Below are 23203 nucleotides of genomic sequence, written 5' to 3' on the forward strand. Positions count from 1 at the left end.
GGCGGCCCGCCCGCCCCGACACCGTCAAGCAAGGCGGGTTACTGGAAGTCGAACAGGGCCCGCGCGGTATCCACCAACAGCGCTTGGCGCAGGGCCGTCGAGCAGCCCAGCGCCTCGAACTGTTCGACCACGCCCGTAAAGTTCACCACCGATTCATGCTGGGTGTGGGGCCAGTCGCTGCCCCACAGAAGGCGGTCGGCGCCATAGTGCGCCTCCAGCATTCCCAGCGCCTGGCGAGCGAACAGCAGGTTCTGCGTCGCCGAGCCGCCCAGACGATAGATCCCCGACACCTTGACCCACACCCTGCCCTGTCCCCCCAGCGTCAGCATCTCGGCAAAGCCTGGCTGACCCAGACCCAGGCGCGCATCGGGCCGACCGAAGTGATCGATGACGATCTTCACGCCATAGGGGTGCAAGGCGTTCACCAGCGCCGGGATGTCGGCTACCTGACGATGCAGCTCGACATGCCAGCCCAGTGCAGCGATGTGCTCCAGCAGCGGTCGCCAGGCGGCATCGCGTAAATCGGGCAGCGCTTGCCCCATCAGATTCAGCCGCACGCCGCGCACGCCCGCCTGGTGCATCTGTTCCAGGCTGGCGCGGTCCGCATCGCGCTCAAGCATCACCACCCCGCGTAATTGCCGGGGCGCGCTGTTCAGGGCAGCCAGCAGGTAGCGGTTGTCGGTGCCGAGAAAGCTCGGCTGAACCAGTACGCCGTGGCTGAAACCATGCCCAGCGAGCATGGCCAGGTAATCGTCCAACGGGGCGTCGTAGGTGGGTGCATAGCGACGCTCGGCCGCCAGGCTCAGCCCACGGTTGAACACGTGGGCATGGCTGTCGATGGCCGTGAAAGGAGAAACGGTAGCGTGGGGCATGGCGCTCATCGAAAAGGTTGAAGAATGTGGATCGTTACTTGGCCATGGCCGGAGCGGTCGAGGCAGCCGCCTCGGGCTCCAATGTGCGCCCGCGGGTTTCCGGCAGGCACAGCGCGGCGATCACCGCCACACCGTAGGCGATACCGGCATCGATGCCGATCGCCGCGCCCAGCGACATGGACTCGCTCATGTGACCGACCAGGAATGGGAACACCGCCGACAGCACGCGGCCGAAGTTGTAGCAGAAGCCCACCCCGGCGCCGCGCACGTCGGCTGGATAGAGTTCATTGAAGAACGCCCCGAGGCTGGCCGGGATGCCGGCGGCGAAGAAGCCCAATGGGAAACCGAGGAACAGCATCTGCGTGTTGCTGAGGGGGAAGAACACGTAGGCCTGGACGGTCAGAACGCAGCACAGGGCGAACAGCAGGATGTTCTTGCGGCGGCCGATGCGGTCGATCAACAGACCGCTGACCACGCAGCCGCACCAGAAGGCGAAAATGATCACTGCCAGGTAACCGCCGGAGTTGAGCACCGACAGGTTGCGCTCGGTCTTGAGGAAGGTCGGCAACCAGGTCATCACCGCGTGATAGCCACCGTGGGCACCCAAGCCCAGCAGTCCGCCCAGCAAGGTGACGCGCAGCAGTTCCGGGCGGAAGATCCCGGCCATCGACTTGACGAAGCTGCGCGGCGCGACCTGGTCTTTCTGCAGGCGCTGGAAGCTGTCTGGCTCCTGCACGTTACGGCGCACCCAAATGATCAGCAGAGACGGCAACAGGCCGACGAAGAACATCACCCGCCAGGCGAACTCCTGCGGCACCAGCGAATAGATCAGCGCGAACAGCGCCACTGCCAGGCCCCAGCCCACTGCCCAGGCACTTTGCACCGTGCCCATGACCTTGCCGCGGTACTTCGGATTGATGGTTTCAGCCATCAACACCGCGCCGGCCGCCCATTCGCCACCGATGCCGAAGCCTTGCATGGCCTTGACGAACAGCAGCGGATAGAAGCCGGTGACGAAGGCCGACAGGAAGGTGAAGAAGGAGAACCAGAGAATCATCCACTGCAAGGTGCGCACACGGCCATAGCGGTCGGACAGGGTACCGCCGAGCCAGCCGCCGATGGCCGAGGTGACCAGGGTCAGGCCGCTGATCAGGCCGGCATCGCCTTTGCTCAGGGAAAACGCGGCGATCAGCGCCGGAATGGCCAGGCCGAACATCTGCACTTCCAGGGCGTCGAGCGACCAGCCGCCGAAGCAGGCCCAGAATGTCTTGCGCTCGCGCGAGGTGATTTCGCGGTACCAACTGAACATGTTTCTTATCCTTCTAGGTCGTGTAAGGGTGGCCGGACTCGCACCGGCCAGGCAGGCAACACCCCGGCACCGTGCGAGCACGGCGCAGCAGGCGGGGCTATGGACGGCAGCGGCGGTTCAGCGAATGTCGATGCGGTAGCGGAAGTGCTGGGCATGGCCGCGCGAGCGGCGCCACTCCAGTGGCTTGCCGGCGTAGTCACGGGCCAGACGCTCGATCACCACCACCGGACTCCCCTCCGGCAGTTGCAACAAACGCCCCTGAACCGCATCGACCGACTCGGCGGTAAGGGTTTCCTCCGCGTAGGCCACCACTTGGCCACACAGCGTTTCGTAGATTGGGTAGAGCAACGGCCCTTTGCGGTCCAGCTCGACTTCCAGCAAGGGCTGGAAGGTCTGGCGCGCCAGCCAGATTTCCTCGGCCAGCACCGGCTGGGCGCCCAGCAAACGCAGACGCACGATGCGGATGACCTCGGTCTGTGCCGCCAGCCCCAACGCCGCTGCCACCGCCGAGGGCGCCGGCAGTGGCTCGATGGAGAGGATGCGGCTCTCGGGTACGACCCGCGCGCCATTGGCTGATTCGAAACGGAAAAAGCGGAACAGCGATGACTGGAACTGCGGCCGACGAATGAAGGTGCCACGGCCCTGTTGGCGCTCCAGGACGCCTTCGGCGACCAGTACGTCGACAGCCTTGCGCACGGTGCCGACCGACATCTGGAACTCGCTGGCCAGCGCCGCTTCGGTGGGAATGGCCTCACCTGGGCGCCAGCGGTTGTTGGCGATCTGCTCGACCATGTGGTCGCGCAACTGTTGGTAGCGGGGCAGACGCGCATCACCGGGCAGCGTGTTCATGGGCTCTGTCTCTCGTGTTGTTATATAGACATATATATGAATTGCCCGAGAGTATTCCTCCTGCCCTGAACACTGTCAATCCTCCGCCTATCGGACGGCGCTGGCCGCAGCGATGCACGGCGACACGAGCAACTCTCCCCGCCAAGCGCCTGTGAGCGTTTTGCCTGCCACCACTAGCCACAAAATTGCCAGCATGCCCACCAACACCTGCCCGGCGACCATGAAAAAGCCCAGTCCCAACCACTCAGCCAATTTCAACGTGGCCAAGCTGTAGACACCCAACGGAAAGGTGAAACCCCACCAGCCCAAGTTGAACGGCATTCCGTGGCGCAGGTAACGCACGGTGATCAGCACGGCCGTCAGCAACCACCACAGGCCTGCCCCCCACAGCACCATTCCGGCCACCAGTCCCAGACCGCGTGCCACCTCGCCCATTGCCCCAAGGCCATTGGCGGCGAATACACCCGGCGCATCGCCGCCAAGCAGCAGCATGCCCAACGCGCCGGTACCGATGGGCCCCAAGGCCAGCCAACTGGACGCCGCCATGTTGGCCGATGGCAGCTTGTGCAGCGCCATGCGCAACATCAGGATGGTCAGGATGCTAAATGCCACCGGCAGCGACACCGCCCACATGACGTAACTGGTGACCAGCACCAGAAACTGGACCTGTGGGTCAGCCAGGTGCGGCACCAGCAGGCCGCCGCTGGCTGCGGCCACCTCGGCCGCCACCACCGGCAGCAGCCAGACGGCGGTCATTTGGTCGATGCTGTGTTCCTGACGGGTGAACATCAGGTAGGGAATGGCCACGCCACACAGCAGCGCGAGGGCCACATCCAGCCACCATAGCGCCTCGATCCACGGCAGCAGGCCTTCGCCCCAGCGCGCCAGGCCGAACACCAGGCCGCCGTTGAGGATGGTCGCCAGCCCCATGGGGATGGTGCCGAAGAACATCGAGACCGTGGAATGGCCGAATATCCGCCGCGCTTCGTCGAAGAACAGCAGCCAGCGGGCGCTGTACAGCACGCAGAACACGATGAACAGCGCGACCGTCAACCACCACAGCGCCTCGGCCAGCCCCAGCAACGCCGATACCTGCACCTGCCGCAGGGCCAGGGCCAGCACACCGGTGCCCATGGTCGCGGCGAACCAGTTGGGGGTGAACTGGCGAATCACTTCCAGGGGGTGGGCCAGGCGCTGGAAAGGTCGCAAGGACCGAGCATGGATGTGAGGGCAAGACATGAGCGATTCCTCGGATAAGGTGAAATCATCTTATGCTCGCCAGGAATATCTATATAACGGGTATTTTCTCTATCTGTTATCTGTTTTACAGATATAAAACCCAGAGGATCGTGCGACTCCTTGCCACTGCGACCATCGTCTGCGCTGACGAAACCGCCCTGCTCGTGCCAGACTGCTCGGGACCGCGTTTCCCTCTTGCTGCGGAGTTTGCATGTCGTTGTCCAGTGGGCTGATCGCCGTGGTCGCCCTGGCCTATATGGCCATCATGTTCGCCATCGCCTTCTACGGCGACCGTCGCAGCACCCCGCTGCCGCCGCGCCTGCGCGCCTGGGTATACAGCCTGTCCCTGGCGGTGTACTGCACCAGCTGGACCTTTTTCGGCGCGGTCGGCCAGGCCGCCGAGCAGCTCTGGGCCTTCCTGCCCATCTACCTGGGCCCGGTGCTGCTGCTGATTTTCGCGCCCTGGGTGCTGCAGAAGATGGTGCTGATCAGCAAACAGCAGAACATCACCTCCATCGCCGACTTCATTGCCGCACGCTACGGCAAGTCGCAGACCCTTGCTGTGGTGGTTGCCCTGATCTGCCTGGTTGGCGTGCTGCCCTACATCGCCCTGCAGCTCAAGGGCATCGTGCTGGGCGTCAACTTGTTGATCGGCGCCAATGCCGATGCCACCGGCACACGCGTTCAGGACACCGCACTGGTGGTGTCGCTCGTGCTGGCGCTGTTCGCCATCGTCTTCGGCACGCGCAGCCTGGACGTCACCGAACACCACCGCGGCATGGTGCTGGCCATCGCCTTCGAGTCGATGATCAAGCTGCTGGCCTTCCTCGCCGTCGGCGCCTTCGTGGTGTTCAACCTGTACGACGGTGTCGACGACCTGTTCAGCCAGGCGCGACAGTCAATGCACCTGGAGCGATACTGGCAGGAAACCATCAACTGGCCGTCGATGGTGGTGCAGACCGCCGTGGCGATGATGGCGATCATCTGCCTGCCGCGACAGTTTCACGTCACCGTGGTGGAGAACATCGAGCCGCAGGACATGCGCCTGGCGCGTTGGGTGTTTCCGCTGTATCTGGTGCTGGCCGCGCTGTTCGTGGTGCCGATCGCCTTGGCCGGACAAATGCTGTTGCCGGGCACGGTGATGTCCGACTCCTTCGTCATCAGCCTGCCGCTGGCCGAGGCCCATCCCAGCCTGGCGTTGCTGGCGTTCATCGGCGGCGCCTCGGCCGCCACCGGCATGGTCATCGTCGAGGCCGTGGCGCTGTCGACCATGGTCTCCAACGACATGCTGCTGCCCTGGCTGCTGCGCCGCAACAACGCCGAGCGGCCGTTCGAAGCGTTCCGCCACTGGATGCTCTCGGTACGCCGGGTCACCATCGTGGTCATCCTGCTGCTGGCGTATGTCAGCTACCGACTGCTGGGTTCCACCGCAAGCCTGGCGACCATCGGCCAGATCGCCTTCGCCGCCGTTACCCAACTGACCCCAGCGATGCTCGGCGCCTTGTACTGGAAGCAGGCCAACCGGCGCGGCGTGTTCGCAGGACTGGCCGCCGGGATTTTCCTGTGGTTCTACACCTTGGTACTGCCCATCGCCGCGCACAGCCTGGACTGGTCGCTGCAGCTGTTTCCAGGCCTGGCGTGGTTGCACGGCAACCCGCTGAACCTGCCCATCAGCCCGCTGACGCAAGGCGTGGTGCTGTCGCTGGCGGGCAACTTCACCCTGTTCGCCTGGGTGTCGATCCTCTCGCGCACACGGGTGTCCGAGCACTGGCAGGCCGGTCGCTTCATCGGTCAGCAGACCAGCGCCCGACCCAGTGGGCGCACACTGCTGGCGGTGCAGATCGACGACCTGCTCAACCTCGCCGCACGCTTCGTGGGCGAGGAGCGCGCACGCCAGAGCTTCATTCGCTTCGCCTACCGCCAGGGCAAGGGCTTCAACCCCAACCAGAACGCCGATGGCGACTGGATCGAGCACACCGAGCGCCTGCTGGCCGGGGTGCTGGGCAGTTCTTCGACAAGAGCGGTGGTCAAGGCGGCCATCGAGGGCCGCGACATGCAGCTCGAGGACGTGGTACGCATCGCCGACGAAGCCAGCGAGGTGCTTCAGTTCAACCGCGCACTGCTGCAGGGGGCGATCGAGAACATCAACCAAGGCATCAGCGTGGTCGACCAGAACCTGCATTTGGTCGCCTGGAACCGCCGCTACCTGGAGCTGTTCAACTACCCGGACGGGTTGATCGCCGTCGGCCGGCCGATCGCCGACATCATTCGCTACAACGCCGAGCGGGGACTGTGCGGTCCCGGCGAAGCGCAGGTCCACGTCGCGCGGCGCCTGCACTGGATGCGCCAAGGACGGGCGCACACCTCCGAGCGCCTGTTCCCCAATGGCCGGGTCATCGAGTTGATCGGCAATCCGATGCCCGGTGGCGGCTTCGTCATGAGCTTCACCGACATCACGCCGTTCCGCGAAGCCGAGCAGGCGCTCAAGGATGCCAACGAGGGCCTGGAGCAACGGGTGGCCGAGCGCACCCACGAACTCTCGCAATTGAACCAGGCACTGTCCGACGCCAAGAGCCACGCCGAGGCGGTCAGCCAGTCCAAGACGCGCTTCCTCGCGGCGGTCAGCCACGATCTGATGCAGCCGCTGAACGCCGCACGGCTGTTCTCCGCTGCCCTGTCGCAACAGGCCGAGACCTTGAACGACGAAGCCCGGCAACTGGTGCGGCACCTGGACAGCTCGCTGCGCTCGGCCGAAGAATTGATCAGCGACCTGCTGGACATCTCACGCCTGGAGAACGGCAAGATCACCCCGGACATCAAGCCCTTTGCACTCAATACGCTGTTCGACACCCTCGGTGCCGAGTTCAAGGTGCTGGCTGCCGAAAAAGACCTGGCGTTCCGCCTGCGCGGCAGTCGCCTGCAGATCAGCAGCGACATCAAGCTGCTGCGCCGGGTGCTGCAGAATTTCCTGACCAACGCGCTGCGCTACGGCAGCAGCCCGATCCTGCTGGGCACGCGGCGTGAGGGTGAGCGGCTGTGGCTGGAGGTGTGGGATCGCGGCCCTGGCATTGCCGACGACAAGTTGCAGGTGATCTTCCAGGAGTTCAAGCGCCTGGACAGCCACCAGACGCGCGCTGAAAAAGGCCTGGGCTTGGGCTTGGCGATCGCCGATGGCCTGTGCCGGGTGCTGGGTCACACCTTGCAGGTGCGCTCATGGCCGGGTAAAGGCAGCGTATTCAGGGTGAGCGTGCCGATCGCCCGCCAGCCGCTGGCCATCCCGGCAGCCCCTGCCGAGCAGATGGGACAACCGCTGGCGGGACTGCAGGTGCTGTGCGTGGACAATGAAGACAGCATCCTGATCGGCATGAACAGTCTGCTCGGACGCTGGGGCTGCCAGGTCTGGACCGCTCGCGACCAGGCCGAGTGCGAAGCGCTGCTGGTCAAGGGCATGCGCCCGCACCTGGCGCTGGTGGACTATCACCTGGACCACGGCGAGACCGGCACCGGCCTGATGGCGTGGCTACGCACGCAATTGGGCGAGCCGATTCCCGGCGTGGTGATCAGCGCCGACGGGCGCAACGAGACCATCGCCCAAGTACATGCGGCGGGCCTGGACTACCTGGCCAAGCCGGTCAAGCCGGCAGCCCTGCGCGCCCTGCTCAATCGGCATCTGAGCCTGGTGCAGTAAGGCCTTCGTCGGCCATCGCGCGCTCCAGCAGGTCGGCCGGCAGGCTCTTGCTGGCGCGGGCGCCGAGCAGCTTGAGCTGTTCGCTACGGCTGATCAGATTACCGCGACCCTCGCACAGTTTATTGCGCGCCGCCGCGTAGGCTTTGTCGACCTGCTGAAGGCGCACACCCAACTCGTCCAGATCCTGGATGAACAGGACGAATTTGTCGTACAGCCAACCGGCGCGTTCGGCGATTTCTCGGGCGTTTTGTCCCTGGCGCTCCTGTTTCCACAGGCTGTCGATGACCCGCAGGGTGGCCAGCAAGGTGGTGGGGCTGACGATCACGATCTGCCGGTCGAACGCCTCTTGGAACAGCCCCGGCTCGGCTTGCAGCGCCGCAGAAAAGGCCGCTTCGATGGGCACGAACAGCAGCACGAAGTCCAGGCTGTGCAGGCCGTCCAGACGGCTGTAGTCCTTGCTCGACAACCCCTTCACATGGCTGCGCAGCGACTGCACATGCTGCTTGAGCGCCGCCTCGTCGTTGCCGGCGACGAACTGCTGGTAGGCGGTGAGACTGACCTTGGCGTCGACCACCACCTGCTTGTCGCCGGGCAGCATGATCAGCACATCGGGCTGGAAGCGCTCGCCATCGGCGCTTCTGAGGCTGACCTGGGTCTGGTACTCGCGGCCCTTCTCCAGGCCCGCGTGCTCCAGCACCCGCTCCAGAATCAGTTCGCCCCAGTTGCCTTGGGTCTTCTGCCCTTTGAGGGCCTGGGTGAGGTTGGTGGCTTCATCGGACAAGCGCAAGTTGAGCTGCTGCAAACGCTCCAGTTCCTTGGCCAGCGAGAAGCGCTCGCGGGCTTCGTGCTGGTAGCTCTCCTCCACGCGCTTTTCGAACGCTTGGATGCGTTCCTTGAGCGGATCGAGCAATTGCCCCAGGTGCTGCTGGCTGGTCTGGGCGAAGCGCTGCTCACGCTCGTCGAAAATGCGCGTGGCCATTTCGGCGAACTGTGCACGCAGGGTGTCGCGGGCTTGCTGCAGGTCTTCCAGACGTTGGGCGTGGCTGTCCTGTTGCTCGCGAAGCTCGGCATCCAGGCGTGCCGCCTGCGCCTCCAGGCGGCGCAGTTCGGCTTCGCGATTGGCGCGCTCCAGGCTCCAGGCATGAGCAGCGTCGCGGGCGTTGTCGCGCTCGATCTGCAGCAGCTCCAGCTCACGGTGTTGCGCCGCCAGCTGTGCCTGCTTATGGCTGTTGGCCTCGCTCAGATCGCTGATTTCGTCACGGCTGGCATCAAGCTGGGCTTGCAGACCGGCCTGCGCCAGTTGCGCTGCGTTGAGGCGCTCCTGCCATAGACTGCCTTCACCCTGACGGATGGCGAGTCGTCGCTGAAGCTGCAACGCCCAGCCCAGGCAAGGCACCGCAGCGGCGACGATGCCCATCAAAATACTGGCCAGATCCACTGCCATGCTCACCCCGATCGTTGTTCCAATGCAGGCTGCAGCTTACAGGGGTTTGCCCACTCATGACGCTAGGGATGCAGGCGCTCGAGCAATCGCTGCGCATCCTGCGAACCCTGCCCGGCCGCCAGTTCCAGCCAATGCCGCGCTTGCTCGGCATCCTGCGCAAGGCACAGACGGGCGTATTCGAGTTGGGCAAGTCCATCCCCAGCCCGCGCTGCCTGACGCAACAGCTCGTGGCCGATGCGTCGGTCGCGTGCATTGCCGCAATCGCGGCACAGCAACTGTCCCAAGCGACTCTGGGCAACCACCACGCCCCGTCGCGCCGGCTGTTTGAGCAGGCGTCCGGCCAAGTGCTTGACGCTGGGCTTGACGCCCAGGCGAGGGCTGTCGAGCAGCCAGAGAGCGACTTTCAAAGAAAAGCGTTTGGAAAAGACGCGCGGTCCCGTATTAGGGCAATCGGCTTGGGAGGAGACACGAAACTTCATGACGGACAGCGAAGGCAATTCGAAAAGCGCGCCACTCTACCGTTTTTTTTGCGTGATGGCTCGATACGCGCCTGACAGCGCGGAAAAAAATATTTCATGGTTCTTTTCTTGACGTTTTTCAATCCAGCAATCGAGTGCGAGAGGGTGTTGACTCAAACGTCAGATATTTCCCAGGTCGACTTGACATGCCCGTCCTAGAGCAACCCTGCAACACAATCCACAGATACTGTGGATAACTCGGTGGACAACCCCCCTTGCGTGCCCGCAAACCCTTATGGAATGGGGGCTTCAGTCAAACTGACGATTTTTTCACCAGCCAAAATAAGTGTTTTTTTTCATTGACTTAAGGTCGCAGTCAAGTCATTGGCGGCTTCTTGAGGGCGTGTTGCAATACGGTTACAAGTCGCGCCACGCGTGTGTACAACTGGGTACTGGCACTGGTCCGAGCGGGGATCGTTGCCACGCGTCACCCCACTATTCACCCGGTCGCCCACTTCACAGGAGCGCTTTCAGCAGCGATAATGGTTGGCTTGGCTGAATGATTTAAAAAAAGCTTGCATCGCTGCCAATACTTAGGTAGTGTGGCCACCGTTAGTACCAAGCTGAAATCAATTCTGGCCACCATGTCCTTGCGACTGCTCCCACCCCGGGTAGCCTCGCTGAAACCAGGACGGCCTACGCGATGATTCACTGAATGGCATACGCCACTCCAGCACGAATCAGCCAACGAACGATTGATCGGGATCTTCACCCATGGCCTCGAACCTGGCCCGTGGGATGCTGCCCGCCTTCCTAAGTACCTACCAGTCAGCCCGGCGCCTACATTGTGCTTGCGCTTTCTCTGGCTGCTCTGTTCCGGTCAGGTTTTTCGCCTCCCTTAATAAAGGCGTCACCGGAACGTTTCTATTGTGCACGGATCGAACCCGTGTCTTGAGCAGGAAACTCTAAAAAAATGACCAATCATCATCACATTCAGCGCGCATTCGGCACGCTTTCTCAGGCCTTCGCTCCACTGCAGTGCCTGATCGTTGCTCCCCGCAAGGGCAGCTTCAGCTTCACCCTGGTAGACGAACACGGCGTGGCATGCCACACCGAACGTCTTTACCCAGAGCAGTACACTGGCGCAGAGCCGCTGCAGGCGGTGATCGACCGCACGCGCCAGTCGCTGGTCGCATGAACGAATGGGCGAAGATTCGCCCCGTGAATGTGCCACTCTGATTGCTGCTAGCGCTGCACCGGTGTAATTGCCACAAGGCATATAGCCTGATCGCAGCGGCAGCAATCGATTTAAAAACAGCCCTTTACACCATGAATATCACACTAGACTTCAACTCGAGCGGTGCGAGCCGCTTCCGATGGGTGTGATCCTTCAGCCAGCTGCCAAGCTCCCCGCACCCATCGGTCCCTGACAGTTCGAGGGCACCATGGGTATCGCTGCGAACGAATTGAGCCGTTATGTCATCCGCCCCACGCTGGTCTATCTAGGGCGGCACAACGCGAGCGCAGAAGCCTTGCTCCTGGGCGTCGCTGCCAGCCAGTCTTGCCTTGGCCAGGCCTTGCACGACCGCCGTGGCCACGGGCTGTACCGCATCGGTGAGACGCGTCATCGGGCGCTGTGGGATTGTTACCTCGCCCGTGATCCGGAATTGGCCAGCCTGGTGCGTGGGCTGGCCAGTCAGCATGCCTTCCTTGGCGGTCCACATCTGGAACTGACCGTCAATCTGCGCTACGCCACCGCCATCGCCTGGATGCTCATCGAGGAACAGGCAACACCGCTCCCGGCCGCCGACGATGTGCTCGGCCTGGCCAGGATCTGGCGACAGACCTTTCATCCGCAAGGGCGCCTGCGTGACTTCACCCAGGCGTGGGATTGCTGGGTAAACCCGAGGGTTGCGGAGCCATCATAGGAACCTTCTTACGAAAGAATCAGAATTGCTGCTTATTTTGGTCGGATTGTCCTACAAAACCGCTCTATCTCCGCGTATACAGCCTATGGCGTACTTCGCGATTTGTTGGTAGCTTTTGGCCCCGGAGATCCCAAGGAGTTCTAATAATGAAAACAGTCATGCTCAAAACCTCCCTCGGCGTCGCAATCGCGGTCGCCTCTAGCCAACTCTTCGCCAGCGGTTTCGCGCTCAACGAGCAAAGCGTCAGTGGTATGGGGACAGGTTTCGCGGGTCGTTCTTCGGCTGCTGACGACGCCAGCACCATTTACGGTAACCCTGCCGGCATGTCGCGCCTCAAGCGCGAACAGGTCACCGTAGGGGGCGCGGCAGTCATCGCCAAATCCGATATTTCCGGCCGCGGCAGCAACCTGGGTGGGGAAACCGACGGTGACATGGTGCCGGTGGTCGGTGTGCCGATGGGTTACTACGTCAAGCCGCTCGACGATCACTGGAGCGTGGGCTTCGGCGTCTACGTGCCCTTCGGCCTGGTGACCGACTACGGCAGCGACGACGCTGCGCGCTATTGGGGCAAGAAGAGCCACGTCGAAGTGGTGACCTTCCAGCCGACCATCAGCTATGCCTTCAACGACAAGGTGTCCATCGGCTTCGGTCCGACCATCAACCGGATCAAGGGTGAATTGGGTTCCAATACCATTAACCCTTTCACGCCGGGCCGCAACGATGGCGAAGTCAAGATCAAGGGTGACGACACGGCGGTCGGCTACAACATCGGTGTGATGGTGCAAGCCACTGACCGCACCCGTCTGGGCCTGACCTATCACTCGATGGTCGACTACAAGCTCGAAGGCAAGACCCGCGTCAACAACCCATTGATCGGACCATTCAGCGGTAGCAAGTTCGACGCCGAGCTGAAGATCAAGACACCTGAGTCGGTAGACTTCTCGGTCACCCACGAACTCGACGATCAGTGGACCCTCTATGCGGGCAGCACCTGGACGCGTTGGAGCCGGTTGAAAGACATCACCGTCAACAACGAGGTGCCTGCGCCGCTGGCAGCTCAATTCGGCACCATCAGCGAAGAGCAGAACTGGCACGACACCTGGGCGCATGCTGTGGGTGCTTCTTACAAGGTCAACAAGGAATGGACCTTGCGTACTGGCTTTACCGTCGACCAGTCGCCGACCAACAACCAGGATCGTTCGCCGCGCATCCCTACCGGCGATCGCAAGATCTTCAGCTTGGGAGCGGGTTACAGCCCGACCGACGACGTGACCATCGATGTGGCGTATTCCTACCTGTGGGAGGAAGACACCAAGGTGAACCTGGCCAGCCGGACCAAAGGGAGCTATCAGGCCAAGTATGAGAACAGCGCTCACGGGATTGGTGCTTCGCTGACTTATCGGTTCTGATTGGGTTTTGAGGTTGTGAGAAGACCGCCCTTGTGGCGGTTTTTTCTTTGGGGCTTTTAGGGCTGCTTTTCTTGGGGTGAAGATCCGGATTTTAAGGTGATGCTTGGTCACCTTTTCGCCCTTACGGCGACCTACTTTTTTTTCTTGGAAAAAAGTAGGCAAAAACCGCTTGCTTCCCGCATACGGCCCCTGCGCTGCGCGCAGGGGTTCCCTCGCGCCGGCGTCGCTCCGGGAGGACCGCGCTTAGGGGCCGTCCTGGCCCCAAGCGCTTGACGGGCATCCATGCCCGTCACCTCCCTGCGCAACGCCTCTGCTCGGCCTCCTGAGGTCGCGATGGGCGGTGTTTGAGCTACCGCGCACTAAGATCAAGATCAAGATCAAGATCAAGATCAAGATCAAGATCAAGATCAAGATCAAGATCAAGATCAAGATCAACGGCAACGGCAACGGCAACGGCAACGGCAACGGCAACGGCAACGGCAACGGCAACGGCAACGGCGGTTTGATCGCGCAGCGCTCCAGAGCATCTGCCCCACCGCCCTGCTTCTAAGCGCGCGCTAGTTCAGACGCCGCCCATCGCGACCTCAGGAGGCCGAGCAGAGGTGGCATGGAGGGGGTTGACGGGCATGGATGCCCGTCAAGCGCTTGGGGCCATGGATGGCCCCTAAGCGCGGTACCCCCGGAGTGCCACCGGCGCGAGGGAACCCCGCAGCGCAGCGAAGGGGCCGGATGCGGGAGCAAGCGGTTTTTGCCCCCCTTTTTTCCAAGAAAAAAAGGGGGTCGCCGTAAGGGCGAAAAGGTGAATCAGCCTCACCCAATCCACCGGATAAGCCCACCAAAAAAAGCAGCCCCCCAAAACCCAAAACCCAAACCCCCAACAGCCAATCACCCACCAACCCGAGTCAACTCAACAACACAACAACCCCCAGAAACCTCAACCCCCACCACCCCCTCACGACCACTCACCAGCAAACAGTCATAACCCCCCAACAAAACCCCACCCCCATCAACCTCAACCCCCACCTCCCCGCCCCCCGCAAACACCACCACCGTCCCAGCATCACTAAAGAATCGAGCCCGCCCCTCAAACCACTGCAACCGAGCCCTATAAAGATCAGGCGCATAAATGAGGTTGAAATCCCGAATCCCCCCACCAGGCAACGTACAAGCCACCTCACTGTCCCCCTTGAAGGCAAAGGCATCGAACACCCGCAACAACCGGCTCCGCTGCCCATCCACCGTCAAGTACATACCATCACCCTGCAATACACTGATGATCCGCTGATACCCCGCAAACCGTGAAAAGCCCCCAGAAGACTCGATATCGGCAATCGACAACCGCCAGCCAAAGCCCTCGAGCCCCTCCCCCGCATCGCGGGCAATTTCTTCAGTGGAGCCACCCCCGTTCTTCCAGGGCATGCGCGGATAATCGCGGGCACGCAACACACGGACCCCGCTCATTTGCTGAACCGTCCTTCCAGGCGATGGCGCGAGCCAGGGTGAATCAACCGCGCCGCGGTGACCGGCTGACGCCCCGACCACGTACGTCGACGAATGAGCAAGCAAGGTTCACCACGCTCGATCTGCAACAACTGGCATTCGTCGGGCTCCGCCAGGATCGCCTCGACCACATGCTCGCCCTCGGTCAAAGGCGCCACTTGCGACAAATAGGCGTAGGGCGTCTGCCGGGTGAAGTCCTGCTCCAGGTAACCCGGCGCGATGGCGGCGTTGACGTAGCGGTCTTCGATCTGCACCGGCACCTCGTTTTCGAAGTGCACGATCAGCGAATGAAACACCCGCTGGCCTTCGCGCATGTCCAGCGCCAGGGCGCGCTCGGAGCCGGCCGCTTCCTCGGCGAGGACGATCACCTGACAGCGGTGCCGATGGCCGCGACTGGCGATCTCGTCGGCGATGTTGTTGACTTCGAACAGCGCCGAGCGGGTCTTGGGCTCGGCGACGAAGGTGCCGACACCCTGCATGCGCACCAGCAGCCCGTCGGCAGTGAGCTCGCGCAGGGCGCGGTTGATGGTCATGCGGCTGAAGCCCAACTGGCTGACCAGCTCGCTCTCCGACGGCACGCGGTGATGCGGCGGCCAACTGCCGGTTTCGATCTGCTGGACGATCATCTGCTTGACCCGGGCATACAGCGGCGCCGGCCCTTCGCCCATCTGGGCCACCAGCGCGGAGACGGAGGGTGTCGGCACGGTCGTGCATCCTTGTGCAAAGTGAGTGGCGGTAGCTTGCCGCAGTTTACCCGGCAGGCAAACGTCTGTATATGTATATACAAATAACCACAGGGTGACCGACCGATGTCCGCCTATTTCGCCGAACGTGCCCTGCTGCCTTCGGGCTGGGCCAGCAACGTGCGCCTGGAAGTCTGCGCCAACGGACAGATCCAACGCCTGGACTGCGACGCCAGTGCCGAAGGTGCCGAGCGCCTCGCCGGCCCGCTGCTGCCGGGCATGCCCAACCTGCATTCGCACGCCTTCCAGCGCGCCATGGCGGGCCTGGCCGAAGTGGTCGGCAACCCCAACGACAGCTTCTGGACCTGGCGCGACCTGATGTACCGCCTGGTCGGCCTGATCACCCCCGACCAGTTGCAGGTCATCGCCCGCCAGCTCTACATCGAGATGCTCAAGGCCGGCTACACCTCGGTGGCCGAGTTCCACTACGTGCACCATGACGCCGCCGGCCAGCCGTACGCAGACCCCACCGAGCTGTCACGCCAGGTCAGCGCTGCCGCCAGCGCCAGCGGTATCGGTCTCACCCTGCTGCCGGTGCTCTACAGCCATTCCGGCTTTGGCGGGCAGGCTCCGAACGACGGCCAGCGCCGCTTCATCAACTCCACCGAACAGTACCTGCGCCTGCAGCAGCAACTCGCGCCGCTCGTGGCCGCACAACCTGCGCAACACCTGGGGCTGTGCTTCCACTCGCTGCGCGCGGTCACCCCACGGCAGATCGCCGAGGTGCTGCAGGCCAGCGATGCCACCTGCCCGGTGCATATCCATATCGCCGAGCAACAGAAGGAAGTCGACGACTGCCTGAGCTGGAGCGGGCGCCGCCCTTTGCAGTGGCTGTATGAGCACGTGCCGGTGGATCAGCGCTGGTGCCTGGTCCACGCCACCCATGCCGAAGCCGACGAAGTCAGCGCCATGGCGCGCAGCGGCGCGGTGGCCGGGCTGTGCCTGACCACCGAGGCCAACTTGGGCGACGGCCTGTTTCCGGCCGTGGCGTTCCTTGCCCAGGGCGGACGCCTGGGCATCGGCTCGGACAGCCATGTCTCGCTCAGCGTGGTCGAGGAACTGCGCTGGCTGGAGTACGGCCAGCGCCTGCGCGACCAACGCCGCAACCGCTTGTACCGCAGCGACCAGCCGATGGTCGGCCGCACGCTGTTCGACGCGGTCGTGGCCGGCGGCGCGCAGGCGCTGGGGCAAAACGTCGGCGAACTGGCGGTCGGCAAGCGCGCCGACTGGCTGGTGCTCGACGGTCAGGATCCGTACATCGCCACCTCGCAGGGCGACGCCGTGCTCAACCGCTGGCTGTTCGCCGGCAGCGACCGGCAGGTGCGCGATGTGATGGTCAACGGACGGTGGGTGGTGAGACAGGGGCGCCATGCCCTGGAAGACGACAGTGCCCAGGCGTTCGCGCAGGTGTTGCGCGCATTACTGGGCTGAGTGAAGCGCGGCCACTTCAGTAGAGGGCCGCGCGATTCGCACCGATCAGTGCCGGGCGACGATCTGCTTGTCCGACACACGCCAGACCAGCCGGCTGGTGTCATAGCCCTGCTGGCGCGCCTTGGACAGCAAGTGCTCGCGCTGCCAGGCCGGCAGGCTCGGGGTCCGCGACAAGATCCACAGATAGCGACGGTTCGGACTGCCGACGATTGCCGTCTGGTAGTGCTCGTCCACGTACAGAATCCAGTAATCGGCGCGGGTCAGACCCGGCACCAGGCGGCTGAACCAATTGTCGAACTCCACCCACAGCTTGTCGGTGTGCCCCGGCTCTTCAATGCCCGCATGGCCCTCGGCGCGCAGCCACTCGTCACCCTCGGTGCGGCAGCGATTGAGCACGCCCAGGCTACCGTCGGGCTTGAGGTTGTAATGGGCTTCGGACTGCGCGCAGTCCTGCTGGAAGCGCATCGGCAAGCGCGCCAGTTCGTACCATTTGCCCTGATAGCGCTTGAGGTCGACGTGGCCGGAGGTCTTGGGCGCCAGCGGATCCACCGACGAACTCGCACAGCCGCCCAGCGCCAGCGCCAAACCCAGCGCCAGCAGCACAGGCCAGCGCTTCATTTGAGGCCCTGCCCGGAGTACATCAGCACTTTGTCGGCGGCGTACTGGACGCTGATGAAGCTGCTCTCGTCGCCCCAGGTACAACTGCTCATACCCAGCGCACCGGAGCATTCCTTCGGCGTGCCGAGCAATTGCTCGACCTCGACCTTGGTCATGCCGGCCTTGAGCTTGGCGTAGTTTTCCTGGTTGATCTTGCTGCACGCGGTCAGCACGACCATCAACGACAGCAGGGCGATAGAACGCAACGACATGAAGGGCTCTCCTGGAGATGAATGCAACAGGCGAGACAGCCTGCAGAGCCCTTAGAAGCGAAAATGCCTCCCCGGTTCCCTGACAAGCCTGCTTTCGTATCAGACCGTTCGTCGGCACACGCCCACCACGACGCACCGCGTGTAAGCGCGGTGCGTCAAGGGCGATGCAAGGGGAAAACGGAGCCCGGAAGCGGGCCCCGTCAACTCAGAACCGGGAGCCCGGTTCGAGCAGGAAATCCATCTCTTCGCTGGTGCTGGGACGATCGAGCACCAGGTTGCGATGGGGGAAGCGACCGAAGCGCTCGATCACTCGCTGGTGCTGCTCGGCGTAGTCGAGGAAGCCTTCGAACAGACGACGGTTGGCCTCGGGCTGCTCGTCCAGCAGCGCGCGGTAGCGCTCCACGCTCAGGTTCTGCCAGTCCAGCACCTCGGCGTGCTCCAGCACCAGCAGCACGAACACCCGCTGGATCGGCAGCAACTGGTAATCCCAGCCCTTTTGCAGGCCCTGCATGGCCACCACCTGCGCACGCCGGTCGCCCTCGAAAGCGCGCGGCGTGTCGCGGTAGATCATGCGCGGGAGCTGGTCGAGCAACAGCAGCAGCCCCAGCCAGCCTTGCGGGCTCTGCTGCCAGTCCTCGAGCCCACCGGCCAGGGCCTGCTCGACCTGATCGCCGAACAGCGCCTGGGCGTCGGCGTCATGGTGCTTGCCGAACCACAGCGTGCTCTTCTCGTCAGCCACGGCCTGGGCACTGCTGCCCCAACCGAACCACCACTCCAGCAACGGCTGCCAAGGTGCGAGCATGTTTTACTCCTTGTGATAGGCGGTGACGCGCTCGACCTCTTGCTTCGAGCCGAGGATGACCGACACGCGCTGGTGCAGGCTCTCCGGCTTGATGTCGAGGATGCGCTCGTAACCGTTGGTCGATGCGCCACCGGCCTGCTCGATGATGAAGGACATCGGGTTGGCTTCGTACATCAGGCGCAACTTGCCCGGCTTGCTCGGCTCGCGAGCGTCGCGCGGGTACATGAACAGGCCGCCACGGGTGAGGATGCGGTGCACGTCCGCTACCATCGAAGCGATCCAGCGCATGTTGTAGTTCTTCTGCAGCGGACCGGTCTCACCGGCCAGCAGCTCGTCGACGTAGCGCTTGACCGGGGCTTCCCAGTGACGCTGGTTGGACATGTTGATGGCGAACTCGGCGGTGGTTTCCGGCACGCAGATGTTTTCGTGGGTAAGCACGAAGCTGCCCAGCTCGCGGTCCAGGGTGAAGCCCTTGACGCCGTTGCCCAGGGTGAGGATCAGCATGGTCTGCGGGCCGTAGATGGCATAACCGGCGGCGACCTGCTCGGTGCCTGGCTGCAGGAAGGCGTTCTCGTTCAGGGTTTCGTTCTGGCTCAGGTACTCGTTCGGGCAGCGCAGTACCGAGAAGATGGTGCCGACCGAGACGTTGACGTCGATGTTCGACGAACCGTCCAGCGGGTCGAAGACCAGCAGATAGGCGCCTTTGGGATAACGGCCCGGAATCTGGTAGGCGTTGTCCATTTCCTCGGACGCCATGCCGGCCAGGTGGCCGCCCCACTCGTTGGCCTCCAGCAGGATGTCGTTGGAAATGACGTCGAGTTTCTTCTGCACTTCGCCTTGCACGTTTTCGGTGCCCATGCTGCCCAGCACGCCGCCCAGGGCGCCTTTGGACACGTGGTGGCTGATTTCCTTGCACGCGCGCGCCACCACTTCGATCAGGAAGCGCAGATCGGCAGGAGTGTTGTTGCTGCGGGTCTGCTCAATCAGATAGCGACTCAGGGTAACGCGGGACATGTATGGCTCCGAAAAGGAAGAGGGGGTAAAAACCCTCGCAGTTTACAGGGAGAGCTGCGCCCTAGCGAGCGTCGAGGTGGGGCTGGGCAGTGAGACGACGAATAAGGTCGGGAGTTCAGCCGCGCCGGTGATCCTGCTGGCCGACAGATGCAGGTTCACCGGCGCGGCCTGAGCTCAATCCAAGGCCTTCCAGATATCGGTCGCGTACTCGCGAATGGTGCGGTCCGAGGAGAACCAGCCCATCCGCGCGGTGTTGAGCACCGCCATGCGCCACCAGTCCTGCGGCGCGTGCCACAGCTCCTCGACACGCCGCTGGGCATCCCAGTAGGCGTCGAAGTCGGCGCAAACCAGGAAGCGGTCGTAGGCGATCAGACCGTCGATCAGCCCGGCGTAGCGCCCCGGATCGTCCGGCGAGAACACCCCGCTGCGAATGGCCTGCAACACGTCGCCCAGGCGCCCGGAGGCGTCGATCGCCGCCGTGGCGCCGAAGTCGCCGGCGCGCTTGCGCGCTTCCACCTGCTGCGCGGTCAGGCCGAAGATGAACATGTTCTGCGCGCCCAACTGCTCGCACATCTCGACGTTGGCGCCATCGAGCGTGCCGATGGTCAGCGCGCCATTGAGGGCGAACTTCATGTTGCTGGTGCCGGACGCCTCGTAGCCGGCCGTGGAGATCTGCTCGGAGAGGTCCGCCGCCGGAATGATGCTCTCGGCCAGGCTGACGTTGTAGTTGGGCAGGAACACCACCTTGAGCAGGCCGCGCACGGTCGGGTCGTTATTGACCACCCGGGCGATGTCGTTGGTCAGCTTGATGATCAGCTTGGCCTGGTGATAACTGGCCGCCGCCTTGCCGGCGAAGATCTTCACCCGCGGCGCCCACTGGGTGCCGGGATCGTTGCGCATGGCCTGGTACAGCGCCACGGTGTGCAGCAGGTTGAGCAACTGGCGCTTGTACTCGTGGATGCGCTTGACCTGCACATCGAACAGCGCCTCGGGATTGACCGTGACGCCGACCCGGTCCTGGATGATGCTGGCCAGGGCGCGCTTGCTGTGCAGGCGCTGGGCCGCGAACTGTTTACGGAAGGTGTTCTTTTCGGCGAACGGCTCCAGCGCCTTGAGCCCGCCTTGCGGGTCGTCCAGCAGCCCGGCGCCCAGCGCCTCGACCAGCATGGCCGTGAGCGGCGGGTTGGCCTGGTACAGCCAGCGGCGGAAGGTGATGCCATTGGTCTTGTTGTTGATGCGCTGCGGGTAGAGCTTGTGCAGTTCGGCGAACACCGTGCTCTTCATCAATTGGCTGTGCAGCGCCGACACCCCGTTGACGCTATGCGAACCGAGGAACGCCAGGTTGCCCATGCGCACGCGCCGGCCGTTGTCTTCCTCGATCAGCGACACCGCGCGCAGCACGTCGAAGTCATGCTGCCCTTTGGCGCGCAGCGCATCGATGTGGTACGCGTTGATCAGGTAGATGATCTGCATGTGCCGCGGCAGCATGCGCTCCATCAGCGCCACCGGCCAGGTCTCCAGCGCCTCGGGCAGCAGCGTGTGGTTGGTGTAGGCCAAGGTGCCGACGGTCAGCTCCCAGGCGGTGTCCCACGGGATCTCGTGCTGGTCCACCAGCAGGCGCATCAGCTCGGCCACGGCGATCGAGGGGTGCGTGTCGTTGAGCTGGATCGCGGCCGCATCCGGCAGGTTGAGCAGGTTCTGGTGCATGTTCAGGTGACGGCGCAGCAGGTCCTGCAGCGAGGCGGAGACGAAGAAGTACTCCTGGCGCAAGCGCAGTTCCTGCCCCGCTTCGGTGCTGTCGGCCGGGTACAGCACCCGCGAGATGCTCTCGGCGCGGGCCACCTCGGCCACCGCGCCCAGGTGGTCGCCGGCGTTGAAGCGCTCCAGGTGCAGCTCTTCCAGCGCCCGCGCACGCCACAGGCGCAGGGTGTTGACGCTGGAGCCGCGCCAGCCCACCACCGGCGTGTCGTAGGCCACCGCGCGCACGGTCTCGCCCGGCGTCCACACCTGACGCGCCACGCCGTGGGCGTCATGCAGGGTCTCGACGCTGCCGCCGAAACTGATCGGGTAGATCACCTCGGCGCGCTCGAACTCCCAGGGGTTGCCGAAATCCAGCCAGTTCTCGGTCTGCTCCTGCTGCCAGCCATCGACGATGGCCTGGCGGAACAACCCGTGCTCGTAGCGGATGCCATAGCCATGGGCAGCGATGCCGAGGGTCGACATGCTCTCCATGAAGCAGGCGGCCAGCCGCCCCAGGCCACCGTTGCCCAGCGCCGCGTCGGGCTCCAGCAGACGGATGCGCTCCAGGTCCACGTCCAGGCCTTCCAGGGCTTCGCGAGCGATCTCCAGATAGCCCAGGTTGCTCAGGCTGTCGTACAGCAAGCGACCGATGAGAAATTCCAGGGAGAGGTAATAGACCCGCTTCTGACTGCGCCGGTAAGCCTGGCGCGTGTGATCCATCCAGTGATCGACCATGTGATCACGTGCGGCCAGGGCGATGGCTTCGAACCAGTCGTGGTCGAAGGCGTGTTCCGGATCCTTGCCGACCGCGTAGGTCAGTTTGTCCAGTACAGCGGTGCGAAAAGCAGCCACCTCGGCGTCACGCGCTTTGGGTTCCTGAGACATCGGGCATCCTCGGGCAAGTTGACGAATACGCAAGGGAGAGTGATGAGACTAGACCCTTCGACAGGGCGTTGACATGACGGTTCGCAGTTTTCATGCCTAGCCGGGGTATCCGGCAAAAGGTTGTACATAATTTGTACAACTCCGGTATGATCGCGCGCCCTCAGCCCCAGATCCGCCCGAAAACGATGAAACCGACCCTGATTGCCGCCGCCGAAGTCGACCGCCTGGAAACCTGGCAACGCTACGCCAGCCACATGTGCGGGGGCTGCCACTCGACCTGCTGCACGCTGCCGGTGGAAGTGAAGATCAAGGACTTGATCCGCATCGGCGTGGTGGACGAATTCGAAAAGGACGAGCCGCCGAAGAACGTCGCCAAGCGCCTGCAGAAAGACGGCATCATCGAGCGTTTCAATCAGAAGTCGGGGATCTTTACCCTGACCCGCATGAGCAACGACGACTGCCTCTATCTGGACCGCAAGAGCCGGCTGTGCACCATTTATGACAAGCGCCCGGACACCTGCCGCAATCATCCCAAGGTCGGACCACGGCCGGGGTATTGCGCCTACAAGCCGAAGAAAGTTTGAAGCGGCAAGCGGCAAGCGGCAAGCGGCAAGAAAGAGCAAGAGCAAGAGCAAGAGCAAGAGCAAGAGCAAGAGCAAGAGCTTTGAGGGCGTAATGGGCTTCGCCTCAGCCGGGCTGGGCGCCTGCGCGGCCGTCTTCGACGACGAAGCGCCTCAACGTGGAGATCGTCGCTGCGGGATCGCGGCGCTCTGAAATCACCTGGAAGCGCGTTGTCATTTGTCGCGGCTCCAAGGTCACCGAGACATAGCCGCTATCGCTGCCTTTGGCTGGGATACAGGGCTGTTCGCTACGGTACACCTGGAACTGCGCGAGCTGGTCAAAATCGATGCGGCAGCAGACGCGCATGTGCCACGCACAGCGCCGGGCGGATCGTGCGCAAGAACTGATCGCGAGCGGGTCACTGGCGTGCAGTGACCCGTGTTTTTTTTCAGTCATCTGCGC

At 63.3% G+C, this 23203-nt stretch carries 21 protein-coding genes; 7 read left to right on the forward strand and 14 right to left on the reverse strand.

Annotated features, from left to right (window positions below):
* Positions 1-38 precede the first annotated feature (38 nt).
* From Q6A47_RS05475 to Q6A47_RS05490, 4 genes are all read right to left on the reverse strand, one after another.
* Positions 39-881 (reverse strand): amidohydrolase family protein, encoded by an 843-nt coding sequence (locus Q6A47_RS05475; protein WP_369811415.1) that lies wholly within the window; start codon positions 879-881, stop codon positions 39-41.
* Positions 882-906: 25 nt separating this feature from the next.
* Positions 907-2181, reverse strand: coding sequence for an MFS transporter (locus tag Q6A47_RS05480; RefSeq protein WP_039579392.1), 1275 nt, complete (start codon positions 2179-2181; stop codon positions 907-909).
* Between the two features lie 117 nt (positions 2182-2298).
* Positions 2299-3030 carry a GntR family transcriptional regulator gene (locus Q6A47_RS05485; protein ID WP_304483415.1) on the reverse strand — a complete coding sequence of 244 codons (732 nt, stop codon included), beginning with the start codon at positions 3028-3030 and terminating at the stop codon, positions 2299-2301.
* An 87-nt stretch (positions 3031-3117) separates the two neighbouring features.
* Positions 3118-4269: a TDT family transporter gene (locus Q6A47_RS05490; protein ID WP_304483416.1), complete on the reverse strand. Its 1152-nt coding sequence runs from the start codon at positions 4267-4269 to the stop codon at positions 3118-3120.
* Between the two features lie 211 nt (positions 4270-4480).
* Here Q6A47_RS05490 and Q6A47_RS05495 point away from each other — a divergent pair, with 211 nt between their 5' ends.
* Entirely contained in the window at positions 4481-7957 is a 3477-nt protein-coding gene (locus tag Q6A47_RS05495) for a hybrid sensor histidine kinase/response regulator (RefSeq protein ID WP_304483418.1), read from the forward strand.
* On the opposite strand, the gene Q6A47_RS05500 is transcribed toward Q6A47_RS05495, so the two are convergent.
* Together Q6A47_RS05500 and Q6A47_RS05505 are read right to left on the reverse strand one after the other, a co-directional pair.
* On the reverse strand, positions 7929-9401 hold the full coding sequence (locus Q6A47_RS05500; RefSeq protein WP_304483419.1) for a DNA recombination protein RmuC: 1473 nt from the start codon (positions 9399-9401) through the stop codon (positions 7929-7931). The genes Q6A47_RS05495 and Q6A47_RS05500 overlap by 29 nt on opposite strands.
* A 62-nt stretch (positions 9402-9463) precedes the next feature.
* Positions 9464-9880 (reverse strand): tetratricopeptide repeat protein, encoded by a 417-nt coding sequence (locus Q6A47_RS05505; RefSeq protein ID WP_304483420.1) that lies wholly within the window; start codon positions 9878-9880, stop codon positions 9464-9466.
* 952 nt (positions 9881-10832) lie between these two features.
* Between Q6A47_RS05505 and Q6A47_RS05510 the strand changes: the two genes are divergently transcribed.
* The 4 genes from Q6A47_RS05510 (at position 10833) to Q6A47_RS05525 (ending at position 13746) form a co-directional block, all read left to right on the forward strand.
* Positions 10833-11057 carry a hypothetical protein gene (locus Q6A47_RS05510; RefSeq protein WP_039579408.1) on the forward strand — a complete coding sequence of 75 codons (225 nt, stop codon included), beginning with the start codon at positions 10833-10835 and terminating at the stop codon, positions 11055-11057.
* 247 nt (positions 11058-11304) lie between these two features.
* On the forward strand, positions 11305-11787 hold the full coding sequence (locus tag Q6A47_RS05515; protein WP_029612001.1) for a hypothetical protein: 483 nt from the start codon (positions 11305-11307) through the stop codon (positions 11785-11787).
* Positions 11788-11933: 146 nt separating this feature from the next.
* Positions 11934-13196 carry an OmpP1/FadL family transporter gene (locus Q6A47_RS05520; protein WP_039579414.1) on the forward strand — a complete coding sequence of 421 codons (1263 nt, stop codon included), beginning with the start codon at positions 11934-11936 and terminating at the stop codon, positions 13194-13196.
* Positions 13197-13536: 340 nt separating this feature from the next.
* Entirely contained in the window at positions 13537-13746 is a 210-nt protein-coding gene (locus Q6A47_RS05525; protein WP_304483423.1) for a hypothetical protein, read from the forward strand.
* A gap of 335 nt (positions 13747-14081) precedes the next feature.
* Here the strand turns inward: Q6A47_RS05525 and Q6A47_RS05530 are convergent, their stop codons facing one another.
* Positions 14082-14657, reverse strand: coding sequence for a HutD/Ves family protein (locus Q6A47_RS05530; RefSeq protein ID WP_304483424.1), 576 nt, complete (start codon positions 14655-14657; stop codon positions 14082-14084).
* The gene (gene hutC, locus Q6A47_RS05535; RefSeq protein ID WP_162889581.1) at positions 14654-15364 is read right to left on the reverse strand and encodes a histidine utilization transcriptional repressor HutC; all 711 of its coding nucleotides are present in this window, start codon (positions 15362-15364) and stop codon (positions 14654-14656) included. Before hutC ends, Q6A47_RS05530 begins: the two co-directional genes overlap by 4 nt.
* A 141-nt stretch (positions 15365-15505) precedes the next feature.
* On the opposite strand from hutC, the gene Q6A47_RS05540 reads away from it, so the two are divergent.
* Positions 15506-16870, forward strand: coding sequence for a formimidoylglutamate deiminase (locus Q6A47_RS05540; protein ID WP_304483426.1), 1365 nt, complete (start codon positions 15506-15508; stop codon positions 16868-16870).
* A gap of 45 nt (positions 16871-16915) precedes the next feature.
* On the opposite strand, the gene Q6A47_RS05545 is transcribed toward Q6A47_RS05540, so the two are convergent.
* From Q6A47_RS05545 to Q6A47_RS05565, 5 genes are all read right to left on the reverse strand, one after another.
* The gene (locus Q6A47_RS05545; protein WP_304483428.1) at positions 16916-17488 is read right to left on the reverse strand and encodes a lipocalin family protein; all 573 of its coding nucleotides are present in this window, start codon (positions 17486-17488) and stop codon (positions 16916-16918) included.
* Positions 17485-17739 carry an outer membrane protein assembly factor BamE domain-containing protein gene (gene bamE, locus Q6A47_RS05550; RefSeq protein WP_029614711.1) on the reverse strand — a complete coding sequence of 85 codons (255 nt, stop codon included), beginning with the start codon at positions 17737-17739 and terminating at the stop codon, positions 17485-17487. Before bamE ends, Q6A47_RS05545 begins: the two co-directional genes overlap by 4 nt.
* Before the next feature lie 205 nt (positions 17740-17944).
* On the reverse strand, positions 17945-18541 hold the full coding sequence (locus tag Q6A47_RS05555) for a DUF924 family protein (protein WP_029614710.1): 597 nt from the start codon (positions 18539-18541) through the stop codon (positions 17945-17947).
* A 3-nt stretch (positions 18542-18544) separates the two neighbouring features.
* Positions 18545-19555 carry a class 1 fructose-bisphosphatase gene (locus Q6A47_RS05560; protein WP_039582689.1) on the reverse strand — a complete coding sequence of 337 codons (1011 nt, stop codon included), beginning with the start codon at positions 19553-19555 and terminating at the stop codon, positions 18545-18547.
* 174 nt (positions 19556-19729) lie between these two features.
* Entirely contained in the window at positions 19730-22180 is a 2451-nt protein-coding gene (locus tag Q6A47_RS05565) for a glycogen/starch/alpha-glucan phosphorylase (protein WP_039582687.1), read from the reverse strand.
* 185 nt (positions 22181-22365) lie between these two features.
* On the opposite strand from Q6A47_RS05565, the gene Q6A47_RS05570 reads away from it, so the two are divergent.
* Positions 22366-22764 carry a YkgJ family cysteine cluster protein gene (locus Q6A47_RS05570; RefSeq protein ID WP_029614709.1) on the forward strand — a complete coding sequence of 133 codons (399 nt, stop codon included), beginning with the start codon at positions 22366-22368 and terminating at the stop codon, positions 22762-22764.
* Between the two features lie 103 nt (positions 22765-22867).
* On the opposite strand, the gene Q6A47_RS05575 is transcribed toward Q6A47_RS05570, so the two are convergent.
* Positions 22868-23197 (reverse strand): hypothetical protein, encoded by a 330-nt coding sequence (locus tag Q6A47_RS05575; protein ID WP_304483520.1) that lies wholly within the window; start codon positions 23195-23197, stop codon positions 22868-22870.
* Between the last annotated feature and the right edge of the window lie 6 nt (positions 23198-23203).

This window comes from Pseudomonas boreofloridensis (assembly GCF_030580795.1).
In the GTDB taxonomy this organism is placed as follows: domain Bacteria; phylum Pseudomonadota; class Gammaproteobacteria; order Pseudomonadales; family Pseudomonadaceae; genus Aquipseudomonas; species Aquipseudomonas boreofloridensis.